Source organism: Vibrio chagasii (assembly GCA_041879415.1).
GTDB lineage: Bacteria > Pseudomonadota > Gammaproteobacteria > Enterobacterales > Vibrionaceae > Vibrio.
In genome coordinates, this window is record CP090851.1 from 1,227,044 (window position 1) to 1,246,921 (window position 19,878).

At 44.3% G+C, this 19,878-nt stretch carries 19 protein-coding genes; 8 read left to right on the forward strand and 11 right to left on the reverse strand.

Going from position 1 to position 19,878, the window contains the following annotated elements:
• Nucleotides 1-17: 17 nt before the first annotated feature.
• Together L0991_05310 and uspE are read left to right on the forward strand one after the other, a co-directional pair.
• Nucleotides 18-764, forward strand: a complete 747-nt coding sequence (locus L0991_05310; protein ID XGB63487.1) for an FNR family transcription factor — start codon at nt 18-20, stop codon at nt 762-764.
• A gap of 132 nt (nt 765-896) precedes the next feature.
• The gene (gene uspE / locus L0991_05315; protein XGB63488.1) at nt 897-1,847 is read left to right on the forward strand and encodes a universal stress protein UspE; all 951 of its coding nucleotides are present in this window, start codon (nt 897-899) and stop codon (nt 1,845-1,847) included.
• Between the two features lie 112 nt (nt 1,848-1,959).
• Here the strand turns inward: uspE and ttcA are convergent, their stop codons facing one another.
• The 4 genes from ttcA to L0991_05335 all read right to left on the reverse strand — a co-directional run bounded on the left by ttcA (nt 1,960) and on the right by L0991_05335 (nt 5,582).
• On the reverse strand, nt 1,960-2,853 hold the full coding sequence (gene ttcA / locus L0991_05320; GenBank protein XGB63489.1) for a tRNA 2-thiocytidine(32) synthetase TtcA: 894 nt from the start codon (nt 2,851-2,853) through the stop codon (nt 1,960-1,962).
• 296 nt (nt 2,854-3,149) lie between these two features.
• On the reverse strand, nt 3,150-3,800 hold the full coding sequence (locus tag L0991_05325) for a DUF2987 domain-containing protein (GenBank protein XGB63490.1): 651 nt from the start codon (nt 3,798-3,800) through the stop codon (nt 3,150-3,152).
• A 122-nt stretch (nt 3,801-3,922) separates the two neighbouring features.
• Nucleotides 3,923-4,774 carry a glucosaminidase domain-containing protein gene (locus tag L0991_05330; GenBank protein XGB63491.1) on the reverse strand — a complete coding sequence of 284 codons (852 nt, stop codon included), beginning with the start codon at nt 4,772-4,774 and terminating at the stop codon, nt 3,923-3,925.
• Complete coding sequence (locus L0991_05335) at nt 4,767-5,582, reverse strand: hypothetical protein (GenBank protein ID XGB63492.1); 816 nt, start codon at nt 5,580-5,582, stop codon at nt 4,767-4,769. Before L0991_05335 ends, L0991_05330 begins: the two co-directional genes overlap by 8 nt.
• A 330-nt stretch (nt 5,583-5,912) precedes the next feature.
• Here L0991_05335 and potA point away from each other — a divergent pair, with 330 nt between their 5' ends.
• The 6 genes from potA (at nt 5,913) to L0991_05365 (ending at nt 11,927) form a co-directional block, all read left to right on the forward strand.
• Nucleotides 5,913-7,028 (forward strand): spermidine/putrescine ABC transporter ATP-binding protein PotA, encoded by a 1,116-nt coding sequence (gene potA / locus L0991_05340; protein ID XGB63493.1) that lies wholly within the window; start codon nt 5,913-5,915, stop codon nt 7,026-7,028.
• Nucleotides 7,012-7,869, forward strand: coding sequence for a spermidine/putrescine ABC transporter permease PotB (gene potB, locus L0991_05345; GenBank protein XGB63494.1), 858 nt, complete (start codon nt 7,012-7,014; stop codon nt 7,867-7,869). The genes potA and potB overlap by 17 nt, the downstream gene beginning before the upstream one ends.
• The gene (potC, locus tag L0991_05350; protein ID XGB63495.1) at nt 7,869-8,639 is read left to right on the forward strand and encodes a spermidine/putrescine ABC transporter permease PotC; all 771 of its coding nucleotides are present in this window, start codon (nt 7,869-7,871) and stop codon (nt 8,637-8,639) included. The genes potB and potC overlap by 1 nt, the downstream gene beginning before the upstream one ends.
• 149 nt (nt 8,640-8,788) lie before the next feature.
• Nucleotides 8,789-9,823, forward strand: a complete 1,035-nt coding sequence (locus L0991_05355; GenBank protein XGB63496.1) for an extracellular solute-binding protein — start codon at nt 8,789-8,791, stop codon at nt 9,821-9,823.
• Nucleotides 9,824-10,003: 180 nt separating this feature from the next.
• Nucleotides 10,004-11,041: an extracellular solute-binding protein gene (locus L0991_05360; GenBank protein ID XGB63497.1), complete on the forward strand. Its 1,038-nt coding sequence runs from the start codon at nt 10,004-10,006 to the stop codon at nt 11,039-11,041.
• 85 nt (nt 11,042-11,126) lie between these two features.
• Nucleotides 11,127-11,927 carry a GGDEF domain-containing protein gene (locus tag L0991_05365; protein XGB63498.1) on the forward strand — a complete coding sequence of 267 codons (801 nt, stop codon included), beginning with the start codon at nt 11,127-11,129 and terminating at the stop codon, nt 11,925-11,927.
• Between the two features lie 111 nt (nt 11,928-12,038).
• Here the strand turns inward: L0991_05365 and cobB are convergent, their stop codons facing one another.
• The 7 genes from cobB to L0991_05400 form a co-directional block, all read right to left on the reverse strand.
• The gene (gene cobB, locus L0991_05370; GenBank protein ID XGB63499.1) at nt 12,039-12,773 is read right to left on the reverse strand and encodes an NAD-dependent protein deacylase; all 735 of its coding nucleotides are present in this window, start codon (nt 12,771-12,773) and stop codon (nt 12,039-12,041) included.
• Nucleotides 12,774-13,033: 260 nt separating this feature from the next.
• Nucleotides 13,034-14,254 (reverse strand): ammonium transporter, encoded by a 1,221-nt coding sequence (locus L0991_05375; protein XGB63500.1) that lies wholly within the window; start codon nt 14,252-14,254, stop codon nt 13,034-13,036.
• A 384-nt stretch (nt 14,255-14,638) separates the two neighbouring features.
• The gene (locus L0991_05380) at nt 14,639-15,055 is read right to left on the reverse strand and encodes a hypothetical protein (GenBank protein ID XGB63501.1); all 417 of its coding nucleotides are present in this window, start codon (nt 15,053-15,055) and stop codon (nt 14,639-14,641) included.
• Nucleotides 15,039-16,112: a formate dehydrogenase subunit gamma gene (locus L0991_05385; GenBank protein XGB63502.1), complete on the reverse strand. Its 1,074-nt coding sequence runs from the start codon at nt 16,110-16,112 to the stop codon at nt 15,039-15,041. Before L0991_05385 ends, L0991_05380 begins: the two co-directional genes overlap by 17 nt.
• Nucleotides 16,113-16,125: 13 nt before the next feature.
• On the reverse strand, nt 16,126-16,734 hold the full coding sequence (gene fdh3B / locus L0991_05390) for a formate dehydrogenase FDH3 subunit beta (GenBank protein ID XGB63503.1): 609 nt from the start codon (nt 16,732-16,734) through the stop codon (nt 16,126-16,128).
• A gap of 11 nt (nt 16,735-16,745) precedes the next feature.
• Complete coding sequence (locus tag L0991_05395; GenBank protein XGB63504.1) at nt 16,746-19,601, reverse strand: formate dehydrogenase subunit alpha; 2,856 nt, start codon at nt 19,599-19,601, stop codon at nt 16,746-16,748.
• A gap of 10 nt (nt 19,602-19,611) precedes the next feature.
• Nucleotides 19,612-19,812, reverse strand: a complete 201-nt coding sequence (locus tag L0991_05400; GenBank protein XGB63855.1) for a twin-arginine translocation signal domain-containing protein — start codon at nt 19,810-19,812, stop codon at nt 19,612-19,614.
• Nucleotides 19,813-19,878: the final 66 nt, after the last annotated feature.

Below are 19,878 nucleotides of genomic sequence, written 5' to 3' on the forward strand. Positions count from 1 at the left end.
AATAGTGAAAGATTGTTATGATTTCTGAAAAGCCTGTAACGAAACGTGTCCAATCTGGTGGCTGTGCGATCCATTGCCAGGATTGTAGTATTAGCCAACTTTGTATTCCGTTCACTTTGAATGAATCTGAACTTGATCAGCTTGATCAGATCATTGAGAGAAAAAAGCCTATTCAAAAAGGCCAAGAGTTATTTAAAGCCGGTGACGAGCTTAAATCTCTCTATGCTATTCGCTCTGGAACGATCAAGAGCTACACGATTACCGAGCAAGGTGACGAGCAGATTACTGCATTCCACCTAGCGGGCGATCTTGTTGGCTTTGATGCGATTACTGGTGACCTACACCCTAGTTTCGCACAAGCACTAGAAACTTCTATGGTATGTGAAATCCCATACGAGATTCTTGATGACCTATCAGGAAAAATGCCTAAGTTGCGTCAGCAAATTATGCGTCTGATGAGTAACGAGATTAAAGGCGACCAAGAAATGATTCTGCTTCTTTCTAAGAAGAATGCGGAAGAGCGTCTTGCTGCATTCCTTTACAACCTTTCAACTCGATTCTCTCAACGTGGTTTCAGCCCGCGTGAGTTCCGCTTAACGATGACTCGTGGCGATATTGGTAACTACCTAGGTTTAACGGTTGAAACGATTAGCCGTCTTTTAGGTCGTTTCCAGAAAGCAGACATCCTAAGCGTTAAAGGCAAATATATCACTATCGAAGATCACGATGCGCTGATGGAACTTGCTGGCGTTTCAAAAGAATAGTCTAGATATCAATGATGTAGTTCAATAATGAGCTACATCATGTTTCTCCCTTAAAACCTCTTTTATTTCTCTTAATCTCTCCATAACTACGCTACATTATTTATATGTTCGGTCTGAAAAGTAGGCTTAGTTATGAGTATCTATAACAAAATTTTAGTTGTCGCAGACATTAATCACGATGAGCAACCTGCTCTAGTTCGTGCTATCCAACTTGCTAAGAAAAGCACCTCAACAAGCCATATCACTTTCTTTTTGTCTATCTACGATTTTTCGTATGAAATGACATCTATGCTCTCTGTCGATGAACGAGACGCGATGCGTAAAGGCGTTATCCATCAGCGTGAAATCTGGATGAATAAAGTTGCGCAGCCTTACCTAGATGATTCTATTGAATTTAATGTTCAAGTGGTTTGGCATAACCGCCCTTATGAGGCCATCATTGCTGAGGTATATAGCGGCGGTCACGATATTTTGATTAAGGGTACGCGCAAGCACGATACTCTGGAATCAGTGATCTTCACTCCAACTGATTGGCACCTATTGAGAAAGTGCCCTAGCCCAGTACTGCTTGTTAAAAACGATTTCTGGCCAGAACACGCAAAAATTTATGCGTCTGTCCATGTGGGCTCAGAGACGGAAGCGCACCTAGAGCTCAACGATACTATGGTTGATCGACTCCTTGAGATAACGGGTCGTCTGGATGCGGAACCTTTCTTAGTTAACGCTTACCCAGTCACTCCGGCGAACATCACAATTGAGCTGCCTGAGTTTGACCCAACCTCTTACACTGATGCGGTTCGCGGTCATCACTTAACTGCGATGAAGGCTCTGCGTCAGAAGCATGGTATGTGTGAAGAGCAGACCGTTGTTGAACAAGGTTTGCCTGAAGATGTCATTCCGCGTGTTGCGTCTGAGAACAACGCTGCGATGGTAATATTGGGTACAACCGGTCGTACGGGGCTATCTGCGGTGTTTATTGGTAATACGGCGGAGCATGTTATCGATAAGATCAACTGTGATGTGTTGGCTCTTAAGCCATCTGGTTACGTTAGCCCACTCGACCCTAACCTTTCGAAAGGTTAATAGGCGAACTTAACGGCGAGTTCAACTCATAAAAAAACGCCTCAAGCATTGCTTGAGGCGTTTTTGTTTGTCTGTTGTAGGTGCATCTATTGCTCTACAACGATTGTTCGCTTTATACGTTTGTTACGTCGATGAACATTGACTCATCAATGTTAGAAGATGAAATTTCAGCTTCTTGGAATTCGTACTCTTCACGCTCACCGCTACGGTCTAGTGGAAGGTTTACGAAGTCAAACAGTTCGCGGTCAGCCAGCTGGCTTGGGCTAACGTTTTGAATTGATTTAAAAATTTTCTCAACACGGCCTGGTGTCTTCTTGTCCCAATCAATCAGCATTGCTTTAATGCTTTGACGTTGTAGGTTTTCTTGTGAACCACATAGGTTACAAGGAATGATTGGAAACTCTTTGTGTTCAGCGTATTTGATTAAGTCTGTTTCACGACAGTAAGTCAGTGGACGAATAACAACGTTACGACCATCATCAGAGCGCAGCTTAGGTGGCATAGCCTTTAGACGAGCACCGTGGAACATGTTAAGGAACATCGTTTCAACGATGTCGTCCATGTGGTGACCAAGAGCGATCTTAGTCGCGCCAATCTTCTCAGCGAACGAGTACAAAGTACCACGGCGCAGACGAGAACATAGGCCACATGTTGTTTTACCTTCAGGAATCTTTTCTTTAACTACTGAGTACGTATCTTTATCTACGATGTAGTAAGGAATGTTCAGTGTTTCAAAGTATTCAGGAAGAATATGCTCGGGGAACCCAGGTTGTTTTTGATCTAGGTTTACCGCAACAACATCAAACTTGATTGGTGCTGCCTCACGTAAACGTAGCAAAATATCTAGCATCGCAAATGAATCTTTACCGCCACTGATACACGCCATTACCACATCATTCTCTTCGATCATGTTGTAGTCGATGATGGCATTTCCAACATTTCTTCTCAGACGTTTCTGAAGTTTGTTGAATTCTAGTACTTCTTTTCTATTATCGTTTTGGTTCATTGCGACTCTCACACCGTCGTATTACCGACTGTAGATTGCTAGTGGGACTGTTTTAGGGCGTGGATTATACGGATTTTTATTTGATGTTGAAATAGTAACGGCAGGATAAACAAGTCGACTGGTTGAAAGATTCCACTTTATCTAGTGAGAAGTACTCATCTTTAACAAAAAATGAGTTTAAAACGTGCAAACTACGAAAGTTGCAGGAAAAGAAAAGCAGCCAAACTTGGTTTGAGTTGGCTGCTTTTCGATGTGTTGCTTAGATAATGCCGTGTGGTCTATCGCCTAACTCAAGGTTATTGAGCTGGAATGTAAGGCAACACACGAGTTGTGGCTTCTGGTAACGTGATGCTGTCACTTCCGTTGAGCTCTTCTAGTGTGAACTTAGTGCGCCCTTGAGTAATTGGGAGCTGCTTGCCATTAGAAAGCGTGATGTTACCTTCAAGCTTGTTCGCGAATTCAAGCGTTAACCCTTGGATGTCCGGTGTGAACCAGCTTGAGAACATGCCACTGACGTCTTCTAACATTGCTTGCATCTGCGGTAATAGGTTTTCTAGCTGTGCAACCTCAACCGTTCCTGCTAAAGGTGCTTTAGTCATAACAACTAAAGAGTATGCACACTCTTGCTCTTTTGTTTGTACAAAAATAAGCGGGTTTGCTGAACGAAGATTTTGGTCAACAGGTAGCAATAGCTCATTAGCTGGAGAGACTTTCAGCTCTTCATAGTGCTCTTCTTTTTCCATCCATGCTTTGCTTATATGACAGGTTGTTTGGGCTTGCTGATCGACAAAGAAGACTGCAACTTTTACGTCATCATGCCCTTCTTTGGTGTTGTTTTTAAGCTGTGTGTAAAGCTTAGAATAGGTAAACATGTATTCTTGCGCTGCAGCAGGTAAAGAGATTCCTAGGCTTAGAGAGGCTAATAAAGCGAGTGCTGTCTTTTTCATTGTTATAGTCTTGTCGAAGTTGAGCGTTTATAAATAGAAAGAGCAGCCAATGAGCTGCTCTTTATGCGATGTTATTTGGTCAAACTTACCGTTTAAGCTCACCAAATGACTATCAAATCGAGTTACTTTTTCCAGTATACCTCGTTGTGACGGATCATAGCTTGTAAATCAGTCACATAGTCTGAACCTCGCTCAGAATATTTTAGCAAGCCGTTGGTAAGCTCTGTTGCGGTTTGAGTCGTTAGCAGATCGTCGCCCTTTGCCGCCAGTTTTGCACGAATCGCTCTTAGGTCCGCGTAAGCGCGGTTTCGGTTCAGGTTCATGAAGTAACGATGCACAGATTCTTGGCTAGAAGAGAAAGTCGCAACCTCGTGAGAGCTACCTTCGTTACGTTGTAGCGGAACTAGCCCACAACCTTTGGTGTAACACCAATGACCAAAATAGTTATTCGCCTTAGTGGCGAAACGCGATGTGCCCCAAGCTGATTCATTTGCCGCTTGAGTTAATACAAGCGCTTCAGGTAACACGTTTACACGATTCAACATTTCTGTTAGCCAAGAATCATCTAAGCCCGATGAAGGCACAGGAAGGCTATACAGCTTCCCTAGTCTCTTTGCGTATGACGCGTCTTCAGAATCAACATTGCTCAATCCTGTTTCTGATAGCTTGGTTAGAAACGCACGTTCTTTAGTGATTCGCTTGTTTTCGATATTGATACTTGGGCGAAGATAAGAAAAGAAGGTGTCTTTCTTTTCATTTACATCTTCAATAGCTGCGAAGTCTGGCTTATCAGAAGAGACGGTCAAGTCACCAAACTTTTGTTCTGTGTCTGGGGCCTTTTGACCTGTTCGCCTGCGCTCTTCCTCTTGTTGGTATAGCATTGGGCCAACTAACGAGATTGAGCCAACTAGGGCTAATGCTGTCACTTTTAGCGCAAGTGATTTACTTGCGCTTGATTTAGAGTTGTTATGCATCGAATACCTGTGGGTCTTTGTTATTGCTACCGTTGTGGTCGTCGTCACTCTTCGGTCTGTCTGACGCAATCAGTTTGAGTTTAATGCCAAACATCTCGCGGTAAAGAATGCCTTTCACGTGGAAGAAGAAAGGTAAAACGAAGATAAGACCAATGCCGTACATCATTGCCGCAACGATGAACATCAGCATTACTAATAGATAGATAGAAGCAACTGTGAAGATTTTCTTGTTTACAGCACGCAGAGAAAGCAGCAGCGATTGCATTGGTGGTACTTTCTTATCGCAAATCAACAGGATTGAGTGGCTGAAAGCAAGCGAGAAGTAAATCGACAGAAACGGCAGAATCATACCTGCAATACCTTGCAGCATCAGGCTGAACAGAGTTACAAGGATGACAGGAATCGTAAACTGTAGACCTTTGCCAATGTGGCGAACTTTAGTCTGTAGACCAGCAGCATGGCTCATCGCCATCAAACAGATGCCTGCATAGATAGGTGCGCTGATAACTTCATAGCTGAAATTAGCGATGAAGATCGACTCAACGATCTGCGGAGTAAAAGCCTCAGGATCGATAACGGCGTCTAGGATAACAGCTGGGTCACCTAGCTGGAGTTTTAACGCAATATAGAAGATAGCCAGTTGCACGAACATCAGAGCAACTATTGCCGGCGAAAACGAAAGAAAGTGACTTACCGTATGTTTCCATGCCTCTTGGAATACAGCCGTTGCTTTGAGCTCATAATCGCCAGAAAGTGCACGGTCGATACTACCGCCCAAATTAAAATCTTTTTCGATGTCGTTGTTCATAGTGATACCTAGGTGTGCCAATTAAACTGAGCCACCTAACTTATTGATAAAAAATTACCTTCATTATACTCATATGTCGGATACAAACTAAAATATGAATCTGTAACAAGGCTTGCTTTTGCGTCTTAATGGTTAATAATTAGACACTTGTTGGGGCGTAAACCCAGTAAATAACAGTATGGTAAAGGATGTTTACTTTTACCTGCGAAATTTTTTATCTTCGAATGGTAAAAAATGCTTTGATTTCACGTTTTTGGTGATTATGATGCGCGCCTCAAAGGTGTATAGCAACAGGTTCTCAAACAGAACCAAGGTGGAGAAAAACAGACGTTGAACGCTAAAAAATCAGTAGGAAAACCAGTAGTACAGCTAACTGGTATTAGTAAAAGCTTCGATGGTAAGGAAGTCATCGGCAATCTTGATCTAAACGTAAATCATGGTGAGTTTCTCACGATTTTAGGCCCATCAGGTTGTGGTAAAACAACGGTACTAAGAATGATTGCGGGTTTTGAAACGGCAGATAGTGGTCAAATACTACTAGCTGAACAGAACGTAACCCAAGTCCCTGCTGAACAAAGGCATGTTAACACTGTATTCCAAAGCTATGCCCTATTCCCACATATGACCGTTTTCGAAAATGTGGCATTTGGCTTACGCATGCAGAAAGTTCCAAACAGCGAGATTGAACCTCGTGTAATGGAAGCTTTAAAAATGGTGCGCCTAGAACAGATGGCACAAAGAAAACCACACCAGCTTTCTGGTGGTCAACAGCAACGTATCGCAATCGCTCGTGCTGTCGTTAATAAGCCTAAAGTTCTTTTGTTGGATGAATCTCTGTCTGCTCTGGATTACAAACTTCGTAAACAGATGCAAATCGAGCTTAAACAACTTCAGCGCCAGCTTGGTATCACGTTCATTTTTGTAACGCACGACCAAGAAGAAGCACTGTCGATGTCTGACCGTATTATCGTTATGCGTGACGGCGTGATTGAGCAAGACGGAACACCAAGAGAGATTTACGAAGAGCCTAAGAACCTTTTTGTAGCTCGCTTCATTGGTGAAATTAACGTATTCGATGCGACAGCGACATCTCGTTTAGATGAAAAACGCATTGTTGCGACAATTGAAGGTGAAGAGTCCATTATCTATCACGATAAGGCGATCACTTCAGGTCAAAAACTGCAGGTATTGCTTCGCCCTGAAGATCTTCGTATTGAAGAGATTAAAGAGTCTGAGCAACGCGGTATTGTTGGCCACATTGTCGAGCGTACCTACAAAGGCATGACTTTAGATTCAGTTGTGGAACTAGAATCTGGCATGCGCGTAATGGTAAGCGAATTCTTCAACGAAGATGACCCTGATGTTGATCACTCACTGGGCCAAAAAGTTGCAGTAACTTGGGTTGAGAGCTGGGAAGTGGTATTAGAAGATGAGCAAGAAGTTTAATTTACAAAACGCGATTGTTGCTTTAATCACAGGTTGGTTGGTGCTGTTCGTGATGATTCCAAACATCATGATCATTGGTACCAGCTTCTTAACTCGTGACGAAGCAAACTTGATCGAGATGACCTTCACTCTCGATAATTACATCCGTTTGGCTGATCCGCTGTATTTTAAAGTGCTGATGCACTCTTTCTATATGGCGATTATCGCGACACTTTTGTGTTTGATCATTGGCTACCCATTCGCCTACATCGTGGCAAAAATGCCTGAGAAATGGCGCCCTTTCATGCTGTTTTTGGTGATTGTGCCATTTTGGACGAACTCTTTGATTCGTACCTACGGCTTGAAGATAGTACTGGGTACTCAAGGTGTCTTGAACAAAAGCTTACTAGCGCTAGATATCATCGATAAGCCGCTGCGTATTATGTACACAGAAACGGCGGTGATGATCGGCTTGGTGTATATCCTACTGCCGTTCATGATTCTTCCGTTGTATTCAGCGATTGAAAAACTGGATGACACATACCTAGAAGCAGCAAAAGACTTAGGCGCAAACAAGCTTCAAACCTTGTTGAAAGTTGTTCTACCGCTAACGATGCCTGGCATCATCGGTGGTTGTTTATTAGTACTTCTTCCTGCGTTAGGTATGTTCTACATCTCTGACTTGCTAGGCGGCGCTAAGAACTTGCTGATTGGTAACGTGATTAAGAGCCAAGTACTCAACGCCCGAGACTGGCCGTTTGGCGCGGCAACGAGTATTGCGCTGACGGTTGCAATGGCAATTATGCTTTATGCCTACTATCGAGCAGGCAAGCTATTGAATAAGAAGGTGGAGCTAGACTAATGGGTCGCACAGTTAAGTTCAGCTTTATGGCGCTGGTATACGCTTTTCTATACCTACCTATTATCGTGTTGATTGCGAACTCATTTAATGCCAACAAGTTTGGTATGAAATGGGGTGGCTTCACCACCAAGTGGTATGACGCACTTATTAACAACGACAGCCTAATGCAGGCTGCGTGGCACTCGATTAACGTGGCGGTGTTCTCAGCAACAGCCGCTACGATTGTTGGTAGCCTGACAGCTGTAGCCCTATTCCGTTACCAATTTAAAGGTAAAGGCGTAGTCAATGGCATGTTGTTTATCGTAATGATGTCACCAGACATCGTAATGGCAATCTCGCTACTGGCTCTGTTCTTGGTAATGGGTGTGCAACTAGGCTTCTTTACCCTACTTGCTGCGCACATTACGTTCTGTTTGCCGTTTGTTGTTGTAACGGTGTACAGCCGCTTGAATGGCTTCGATGTGAAAATGCTTGAAGCAGCAAAAGACTTAGGTGCAAGTGAATGGACGATTCTAAAACAGATCATCTTGCCTCTTGCTAAGCCTGCGGTTGCTGCGGGTTGGTTGCTGAGCTTCACACTGTCTTTGGATGATGTGATCATCAGCTCTTTCGTAACCGGTCCAACGTATGAAATCTTGCCGCTGAAGATTTACTCTATGGTTAAAGTAGGTATCTCTCCAGAGGTCAACGCCCTAGCAACAGTGATGTTAGTGGTGTCGCTAATACTGGTGATTATTTCTCAGTTGTTAGCGAGAGAGAAAATTAAGTAAGCCTCCTACTCTTTAACGAGGTTAACTTGATAAGAAGTTGAGAAACTTCATGTTCTACAAAAAGTGTTAATCATAAACAGAATGGTAAATTGCCATTCTGTTTTTCTATCTACTGCCTGAGGGCAACGTTTAGTTTGGAGCTAACGTCAATGAAAAAATGGGCTACTCTATTAGCTGGTAGTGCATGTGCGCTTTCAATGTTATCTGCACCGTCTTTTGCGAAAGATAACAAAGAATTGGTATTCATGAACTGGGGACCTTACATCAACAGTGAGATCCTAGAAAAGTTCACCGATGAAACTGGCATCAAGGTGATTTACTCGACTTATGAGTCGAACGAAACCTTGTACGCAAAGCTAAAAACACACAACAAAGGCTATGACTTGGTTGTGCCGTCGACTTACTTCGTATCTAAGATGCGCGACGAAGGTATGCTACAAAAGATCGACAAATCGAAGTTGAACAACTTCAAAAATCTGGACACAAACTACTTGGATAAGCCATACGATCCAAACAACGACTACTCTATTCCACACGTTGTTGCGATCACTGGCCTTGCTGTGAATACAGACATGTACGATCCAGAAGATTTTCAAAGCTGGGCTGACTTATGGAAGCCTGAGCTTGAAGGTCAACTGATGATGATGGATGACACTCGTGAAGTGTTCCACATTGCTCTACGCAAGTTAGGTTACTCAGGCAACACAACTAACGAGAAAGAGATCGACGAAGCGTACGCTGAGCTACAAAAGCTAATGCCAAATGTTCTAGTATTTAACTCAGACAACCCTGGCGCACCATACATGTCTGGTGAAGTTGGCCTTGGTATGCTTTGGAACGGTTCTGCAGCAGCGGCTCAAAACGAAGGTCTACCAATTAAACTGGTATTCCCTAAAGAAGGCGGCATCGGTTGGGTTGATAACTTTGCAATCAGCTCTGGCGCAACAAACGTAGAAGCGGCTCACAAGATGATCGACTTCCTACTGCGCCCAGAAATCGCTGAGCAAATTTCTCGTGATACTGGCTACCTAACAGCAGTGAAAGCTTCTAACGAGAAGTTCAAAGACAGCCCGGCTCTGTTCCCATCTCAAGAAGACCTTGATCGTGTTGAATGGCAAGCTGCGGTTGGCGATAAGACAGTGAAGTACGAAGACTACTTCATGAAGCTTAAAGCGGGCCAATAACTGCTTTGTTTGATTAGTCTCATTCGATAATCAACAAGTTAAAAATAAGAATATCAATGAATAGGCAGCTTAGGCTGCCTATTTTATTTCATCACTGCTATAATATAGCGCGATTTTTCGAAATCCATTTACTTTGGGTTCACTACCCAGCTTCAAATCAAACAAATGAACGGAACAGTAATGAAAAAAACACTGTATACCGGCGCATTGTGTGCTGCTACTTTACTTTCTACACCCTCTTTCGCAGCTGACCAAGAACTGTATTTTTACAACTGGTCTGAATATATTCCAAATGAAGTACTAGAAGACTTCACAAAAGAGACGGGCATTAAAGTTTATTACTCTACTTACGAGTCTAACGAAAGCATGTACGCTAAGTTAAAAACTCAAGGTACGGGTTATGACCTAGTTGTTCCTTCTACTTACTTCGTTTCTAAGATGCGTAAAGAAGGTATGCTTCAAGAGCTTGATAAAACCAAGCTAAGCCACTTTGCTGATTTGGATCCAAACTACTTAGATAAGCCATTTGACCCAAGCAACAACTACTCTATCCCATACATTTGGGGTGCAACGGGCATTGGTATCAACTCAGACATGCTAGACAAATCTTCAGTGAAAAACTGGGGCGACCTGTGGGATACACAGTGGGAAGGTCAGCTGATGATGATGGACGACTCTCGTGAGGTTTTCCACATCGCACTATCTAAACTGGGTTACTCTCCAAACACAACTAATCCAGAAGAGATCAAAGAAGCCTACGAAGAACTTCGCAAGCTAATGCCAAACGTATTGGTATTTAACTCAGATTTCCCTGCGAACCCTTACCTTGCTGGTGAAGTGTCTCTTGGTATGCTTTGGAATGGCTCTGCTTACATGGCACGCCAAGAAGGTGCAACGATTGATATCATCTGGCCAGAGAAAGGCGCTATCTTCTGGATGGACAGCCTAGCGATTCCTTCAGGTGCAAAGAACATCGAAGCAGCTCATAAAATGATCGACTTCCTTCTTCGCCCAGAGAACGCAGCTAAGATTGCTCTAGAGATCGGTTACCCGACTCCAGTGAAGACTGCTTACCCTCTTCTTCCAAAAGAGTTTGCTGAAGACAAGAACGTTTTCCCACCACAATCAGTGATGGATAACGGCGTATGGCAAGATGAAGTTGGTGAAGCGAGCGTCATTTATGACGAGTACTTCCAAAAACTAAAAGTAAACAACTAAGTTTGTTACTGATTGGTGACTAAAGCGGCGTAAGCCGCTTTATTTTTATCTACACTTTATATAGGATTATATTAAACCGTATAAGGTGCGATTTAATATGCCTGCGAACCCTATTTTACTGATTGTGACTCTGATGCTTGTGGCGTCATTTTTGATGTTAGCCTTGAGCTCATTCATCCACATAGACTCTAATTACGACCTGTTTTTCGAAACCAACACCCTCGTGATTACGATGTATATCTACTACGTTGCTCGTCACGCCATCCGCCCGCACAAAATCCTTCGCTATGGTGCTCTGCTACTCATCTTTAACCTATTTTATGATGTCACTACTGAGCTTAAAGACCTCGACGAATGGGCTGACAGAAACGAGTTAATCGACACATTTCTAGAAGATGGTTTGTTGCAGATAGCCTTCCTACTTCTTGCCTATGGCATTACTGAACTTACCACTCAATTGAAAGATCAAAGTAAGCAAGATGAGCTAACGGGTTTATACAATCGTAAAAAGTTCGATGCAATCAAACTGAAAGAGTTCGAGCTCATCTACTTCGATTTAGATGGATTGAAAAAAGTGAATGACCGCAAAGGCCACAAAGTTGGTGACTTAATGATTGTGCGCTTCTCTCAAGCACTAAGCCAAACCGTTGTGGAAGATGAAATGGTATTTCGTGTGGGTGGTGATGAGTTCGTCGCGACTGCACAATTGGGGCGTGGCGGCGAGTTCGTGAGCCAAGTCAGTAACCTGCTTCATGGTGAAAATATCTCTTTTTCTTACGGTATTGAAGTGACGAATCAAGAAAACTTTCAACAAGCGTTGGAAGAATCAGATAAAGCCATGTATGCGATGAAGGAAGCTCGGCGCTCCGTCACTGCAGACGTTTAATCGACACAAGGCAAGATTTCAAACCGTCAGAAAAACAAAAAGCAAACACCTTTCTGAGCGCTTATTTGCATTCAGACATGTGTTTGCTTCATTCAACAGTGACAGTGTTGATTAAGCGGTTAATGAGCCTCTCTCAACCGACAATAGCTCACTCACCAGTTTTGGTACTTCGATACTGGCTTTGCCGTAGCGCTTCTCTTCAAATTCACTCTCAACCGCACTTGGTTCAAGGTTTATCTCTATCGTGTGTGCGCCATGCATTTTAGCGTCATGTACAAACCCCGCAGCTGGGTACACAACACCAGATGTACCAATCGAAATAAACAGATCTGCTTCTTCAAGAGCTGAATAGATGTCACCCATTCTTAGCGGCATTTCACCAAACCAAACGATGTGTGGACGCATTTGTGCCGGGATTTGGCAACAATGACATAGCTCACCCGTTTCGATATCGTCTTTGTGCTCTACAACTTGATTAGACTCACTGCAACGGGCTTTCAACAATTCACCATGCATGTGAATAATGTTGTTGCTACCGCCTCTCTCGTGCAAGTTGTCGATGTTTTGCGTGATGATAGTAACGTTGCCATCAAGTTTGTCTTCAAGCTCCCCTAGTGCCTTGTGAGCGGCATTCGGCAAGATGCTTTCGCTTTGTAAGCCGTGACGACGCTTGTTATAGAAGGCTTGTACAAGGTCAGGATCTTTTGCGAATCCTTCAGGCGTCGCGACATCTTCGATTTTATGGTTTTCCCATAGCCCGTCTTGTGCTCGGAATGTTTGTATCCCCGACTCCGCAGAAATGCCGGCACCAGTAAGAATTACGATATTTCGATATGGGAAATGCATATAAAGTCCTTTTCAATATGTCACTTTGTAACAGCTTAGCACTGTTCAAATTCCAACAATAGTTTTGGGGATTAGACCATAGTCTTACCCAACTGAATTCATTAGCTATTTGTGACATAACTCGCTTGTCGTTTGCCTTCTCTTCTCAAAAACACACTCACACTGATTTCGATAAATGAAAAAAAGCGGCCGGAGCCGCTTAGTAATGATTCAAAGGTAATTTACTTATAGTGATTTAAAAATCACACAACCCATAAAAGCTAGTCTTCATTGATAGAAGAGATCTTATGGATTGAAAGATCCGCACCGTTGAACTCGTCTTCTTCGCTTAAGCGCAACCCTGTCATTTTGCTCAATACGCCGTATACGATTAACGCGCCGATGAGAGCAACAGCAACACCTGCTACTGTGCCAACTACCTGAGAGGCAAAGCTTACGCCGCCTAGGCCCCAAAAAGCTTGTTGGCCGAAGATACCTGCTGCAATACCACCCCAGGCGCCACATACGCCGTGTAGAGGCCATACACCAAGTACGTCATCAATCTGGGTTTTGTTCTGCATGTAAGTGAACAGGTAAACGAACAGCGCGCCTGCTACACCACCAGTAACTAAAGCGCCAAGAGGATGCATCAAGTCTGAACCTGCACAAATGGCTACTAAGCCAGCCAAAGGACCGTTGTGAATGAAGCCCGGGTCATTTTTACCTGCAACAAGAGCGGCAAGAATGCCACCGACCATAGCCATCAGTGAGTTCATCGCTACCAAGCCACTAATACCGTTGATAGCTTGCGCAGACATCACGTTGAAGCCAAACCAACCGACACATAAGATCCACGCCCCCAACGCAAGGAAAGGAATGTTTGATGGTGCGAAGTTAGTGTGTTTACCTGCGCGAACGCGGCCTTTGCGCATTCCTAAGAAGTAAACTGCAACCAAAGCGATCCAACCGCCAACGCCGTGAACCACGACAGAACCCGCAAAGTCATGGAATCCATAACCAAATTGACCTTCTAGCCAATCTTGGAAGCCAAAGTTACCGTTCCAAATGATGCCTTCGAAAAATGGGTAGACGAAACCAACGGTAAATAACGTTGCAATTAGGATTGGATAGAAACGTGCACGCTCCGCGATACCACCTGAAACGATTGCAGGTATTGCTGCTGCGAAGGTCATTAGGAAGAAGAACTTAACCAATTCGTACCCATTACCTTGGGACAATGTTTCTGCATCAGCAAGAAAGTGAGCGCCGTAAGCCACCCAATAGCCGATAAAGAAGTAAGCGATGGCGGAGACACCAAAGTCTGAAAGGATCTTAACCAGCGCGTTGACTTGGTTCTTCTTTCGCACAGTACCGACTTCGAGAAAAGCGAAGCCAGCGTGCATTAAGAAGACCATGATCGCGCCGAGTAAGAGGAATAAAGTATCTGAACTTTGGGTAAGGGTTTGTACTGCACTATGAACTTGAGTCACCGTTTCACTCATTAAAGCATTCTCCTTTCGCTTTATCTGATTTGCACTGATATCGTGCGATTCAATATCGTAATTAATTAAAGACTCAACAGTGAACGCAAGATGTGTTCCAAGTGCATGGTGTAATTTTCGTGCAACAGTTTTTGTTTTTAAGCTGTTGATTTTGAATGGCTAAATATTTAGGTGCACGTTTATGGATCTTAAGTATCGGAAAAATAACAACGCCAACTGCACCAAATAAGGGAGTTGCACCATATTGAGGCGAGCAATGAGTGGGTCTGGATATAGAGATCGAACGCAACTGACGGCTATGTTTCTAGCCGGAGACCTAAAAACAAAAAGCCCAGTGAAATAATCACTGGGCTTTGCTTTTGAGTTTTAGCTAACGCACTGGTGTTACAGGTTTGGTCCTGTAGACGGGTTTTGCGGTAGATTTTGACTTAAACGCTGCATACCTTGATACATGCGGATAAACCAAACCACAATCGCAACCCCACCGAATAACATACCTACATATGGAATGTAGTAAGCGATATCATCGATGATATGGTTTTGATACCAGTAATCGTTCACACCGATTAACACGCCGTTTGAGGTCGCTACCGTTACGATAAGAACCACAAAGAAGGTTAGGTTCAAGAAGAACGAGCGGATCAAGCCATAGTAATGTGTATCAACGACTTCACCGTCTTCGCCTTTATCCAAACGATAGCCCGCATAGATAATTGCGATCACACCGGAGATAAGACAAGTAAATGGTGTGAAACAGCTTAGGATATAAGCAACCCAAATACCTTTATGAGGTTTGTTCATTCTTATTCACCCCTTCACTCTTCTCTGTTGCGACATTAGCGTTTTGTTCAACACCGTTTTTCTCTTGTTCCATTACTTCGTTGTACCAAAGGTCATGGTGCTCTTTCGCCCAGGTTTCATCTACTTCACCCGTTACCATGCCTTCTAGTGCGCCTTCCATACCGAACAGGCCGATATAGATGTGGAACACGAAACCACAGATAAGGATCAGAGCCGCTAGCATATGAACTAAGTTTGAAAGCTCCATATCACGGCGAGTTTGACCAAAGATTGGGAAGTCCAATACCAAACCACTGATTGCAGCGACACTACCCATAACGATAAGTAGCCAGAACAGCGCTTTTTCACCAGCATTTGAGAACTCTGCAGACGGGTGAGAACCTTTATGTTTCCCTACCATACCGCCAAGTTTCAAGAACCACTGAATATCCACTTTCTTAAAGATCGATTTACGCCACCATTTGATAAGCACTGCCATCAATAGCACGTAGAAAATCGGACCAATGTAGTTGTGGTACTGCTTTGCCAATAGAATGATAAAGCCCCATAGATCCGTTGGGATGTATGGCTTCAAGAAGTGTTTACCATAAACCAGCATCAAACCACTGAACGCCAGTGTCAGGAAGGTAAACGCCATGCTCCAGTGCAATGCACGATCCAGTCGAGACCAACGTTTGATCTTACGGCCTGTTCTCGGTGCACTGAGCATCAATGGACCAATCACTACGTACATCAGAGTGACAAAAGCAATACTGCCAAAGATAGCCACAGCACCAGCTGGTGACATCCACTTCTCTTTTAAGATGTACCAAGTTTGACCTGGAGTACTGATGAGTACGCCATGCTCAGGAGACTGAGATGTGGTGTAACCTGATTGTCCATCTCTAACTTGTCGCCAGTAATCCGCACCAGCAAGTTGAACCACTTCTCTTTCAGCTGAGCTTGCTTGAGTTTGTGATGAGTTCGTCTCAGATGCATGACTCATAGGAGAAAGCATTGTTAGTGCCGCCAACATTGGCAGCACAACAAGGAAGAGACGCTTAAACATTGTAAGCATATGTCTCTCCTACTTAGCTCTTAGTTGCGTCGTAAGACAGGTCATTACCGTCTGTCCAACCCGCGCCTTTGGCACCACGTTCAACAACACGTTGACGGAAAACATCAGAAACTTTCTCTGCGTCGCCCGCAAGCAGTGCTTTGGTAGAACATAGTGAAGCACACATTGGAAGCTTACCTTCAGCAATACGGTTCGCACCGTACTTCTGACGTTCTTCTACTGAACCTGGTTCTGTTTCAGGGCCGCCAGCACAGAAGGTACATTTGTCCATCTTACCGCGCTCACCAAATGCTTCCTGTTTAGGGAATTGAGGTGCACCAAACGGACAAGCAAACAAGCAGTAACCACAACCGATACAAAGATCTTTGTTGTGAAGCACGATGCCGTCTTCTGTGTGTTCAAAACAGTCTGCAGGACAAACTGCCATACACGGTGCATCAGTACAGTGCATACACGCTACTGAAATTGAGTTTTCACCCGGTTCGCCATCGTTCAATGTCACAACGCGACGACGTTGAATACCCCATTCCAGAGCATCATCATTTTCATTCTTACATGCAGTGACACAACCGTTACATTCGATACAACGCTTGGTGTCACAAAGAAATTTCATTCTAGCCATTTTAAGACTCCTTACGCTTTACGAATATTACAAAGGGTTACTTTCGTTTCCTGCATCAAGGTGACAGGGTCGTAACCATAGGTGGTTGCTGTGTTAGCAGCTTCACCAATAACGTAAGGATCAGTGCCTTCTGGGTACTTAGAACGCAAATCTTCACCTTGGAACTTACCACCGAAGTGGAATGGGATGAACGCCAAACCAGGTTTAACACGACGTGTTACCATCGCTTTCACCTTAATACGGCCCTTCTCTGCACCTTCAACCCAAACATCATCACCGTCTTTGAAGCCGATGTCGTTCGCGTCTTTCGGGTTCACTTCAACGAACATTTCTTGTTGAAGTTCAGCTAGCCATGGGTTTGAACGAGTCTCTTCACCACCACCTTCGTACTCAACCAGACGACCAGAGGTCAGGATAATCGGGTATTCGCCAGATTTGTCTTGCTCTTGAATCGACTTGTAAAGCGTAGGAACACGGAAGATAGCTTCTTTGTCATCCCACGTTGGGTAATCAGCAACTAAGTCACGACGTGGCGTGTAAAGCGGCTCACGGTGCAGTGGTACACGGTCTGGGAATGTCCAAACAATCGCACGTGCTTTCGCATTACCAAATGGGATACAACCGTGTTTAATTGCCACACGTTGGATACCACCTGAAACGTCAGTCTTCCAGTTTTTGCCTTCAGCAGATGCTTTCTCTTCTGCAGTTAGATCATCCCACCAACCCAGTTGTTTCAGTAGCTTGTCGCTGAACTCTGGGTAACCGTCTTTGATCTCACAGCCTTTCGAGTAGCTGTCTTCAGCAAGTAAGCTTTGACCTTCAAACTCAACACCGAAACGAGTACGGAAGTTACCACCACCTTCAGCAACCGTTTTAGACGTATCGTAAAGGATGTGTGTACCAGGGTGTTTCATCTCTGGTGTGCCCCAACATGGCCAAGGTAGACCGTAAGTCTCGCCATTTGCTGGACCGCCTTCTGCTTCTAGAGACGTTTTGTGGAACGTATGCCAGTTCTGTTGGTGCTCTTTCAAGCGTTCAGGGCTTTGACCTGTGTAACCAATCGTCCACATACCTTTGTTGAATTCACGTGTAATGTCTTCAATCAGAGGTTGGTTGTTCTCAACACGAATGTTCTTGAACAGCTGATCTGAGAAACCAAGCTTCTTAGAAAGCAGGTACATGATTTCGTGGTCAGGTTTAGATTCGAACAGCGGCTCAACGACTTTGTCACGCCATTGTAGAGAACGGTTTGACGCCGTTACACTGCCGTAGGTTTCAAATTGAGTCGTTGCTGGTAGCAGGTAAACACCGTCTGTACGATCGTTCATTACCGCTGCAACCGTTGGGTATGGGTCAACAATAACCATCATATCCAGCTTCTGCATCGCCTTCTTCATCTCTGGACCACGAGTCTGAGAGTTCACTGCGTGACCCCAGTAGAACATCGCGCGGATGTTTTCGCGTTGACGAATCTTGTCTTTGTCTTCAAGTACGCCATCTACCCAACGAGATACAGGAATACCTGCACTGTTCATTGGTTTTTGACCACCGTATGCGTTGTCGTCGAAACGGCCTTTCACCCAGTCAAAGTCGATATCCCAAACTTTTGACCAGTGACGCCAAGAACCTTCAGACAAGCCGTAGTAGCCTGGAAGTGTGTCGGAAAGTACGCCAAGGTCAGTTGCGCCCTGTACGTTATCGTGACCACGGAAGATGTTTGCACCGCCACCTGATTTACCGATGTTACCTAGCGCAAGCTCAAGTACACAGTAAGCACGTGTGTTGTTGTTACCAGTCGTGTGTTGAGTACCACCCATACACCAAACGATACAACCCGGACGGTTCTCAGAAAGTAGTTTCGCTGTGTGGTATACGTCTTTTTCACTAACACCAGTTACACGTTCAACTTCTGCTGGGGTCCATTTCGCCACTTCTTCACGGATCTCGTCCATGCCGAATACACGTTGTTTAATGAACTCTTTGTCTTCCCATTGGTTTGCAAAGACGTGCCATAACACACCCCAGATAAACGCAACGTCAGAACCTGGACGAAGAGAAACGTAGTGATCTGATTTCGCAGCAGTACGCGTACGACGAGGATCCGCAACAACGATCTTACAGTTGTTTTTCTCTTTCGCGATCAAGATGTGTTGCATCGCTACTGGGTGAGCTTCTGCAGGGTTTGAACCAATGAACAGCATCGATTTACAGTTGTGCATGTCATTGAACGAGTTTGTCATTGCACCGTAACCCCAAGTGTTTGCAACACCGGCTACTGTGGTTGAGTGACAAATACGCGCTTGGTGGTCGACGTTGTTCGTGCCCCAAAGCGATGCCATCTTACGGAATGCGTAAGCTTGCTCGTTACTGTGTTTCGCACTACCTAGGAAGTAAACTGAATCAGGGCCAGACTCTTTACGAAGTTCTAGCGCTTTGTTACCGATCTCTTCAATCGCTTGTTCCCAAGAAAGCTTCTTCCACTTACCGCCTTCCAATTTCATTGGGTACTTAAGACGACGTTCACCGTGGCCGTGCTCACGAAGTGCTGCACCTTTCGCACAGTGTCCACCAGCGTTGAATGGGTGATCGAATGCAGGCTCTTGACCAGTCCAAACACCGTTTTGAACTTCAGCGTAGATACCACAGCCCACAGAACAGTGAGAACAAATAGTACGTTTTACTTCTGTTTTCGCTTCTGGATCGACTGATTTAGCCTGTGCTTTCTTCATCATGCCTGGTGCAAATAGACTTGCGCCTACGACTGCGCCACCAGCAGCTAATGAAGTATTTTTCATGAAGGCACGTCGAGACACACCTAGCTGATTGGTTTCTTTGCTCACACTATCGGAGCGTTTGACAAGTTTCATCCGTTATCTCCTAAAGTGTGTCGTAGTAATCGCGAATGTGTTGCGTTTCACGATAGCCAGTCTTCTTCACGTCTTCTTTCGAAATTTCAACAGTTTCTGAAGCGGTTGCCACTTTAGTTGTACCAGCGACAACGGCACCAGCAACAGCTGCAGTCGTCAAGCCTTTGAGTAGATCCCTACGGCTTGTATTTATATCTTTATTATCTTTCATCATTGCTTCCTTACCTTACGGTAGATCTTTTTTTGGAGGCTTAATGCCCCTCTATCGATATAATCG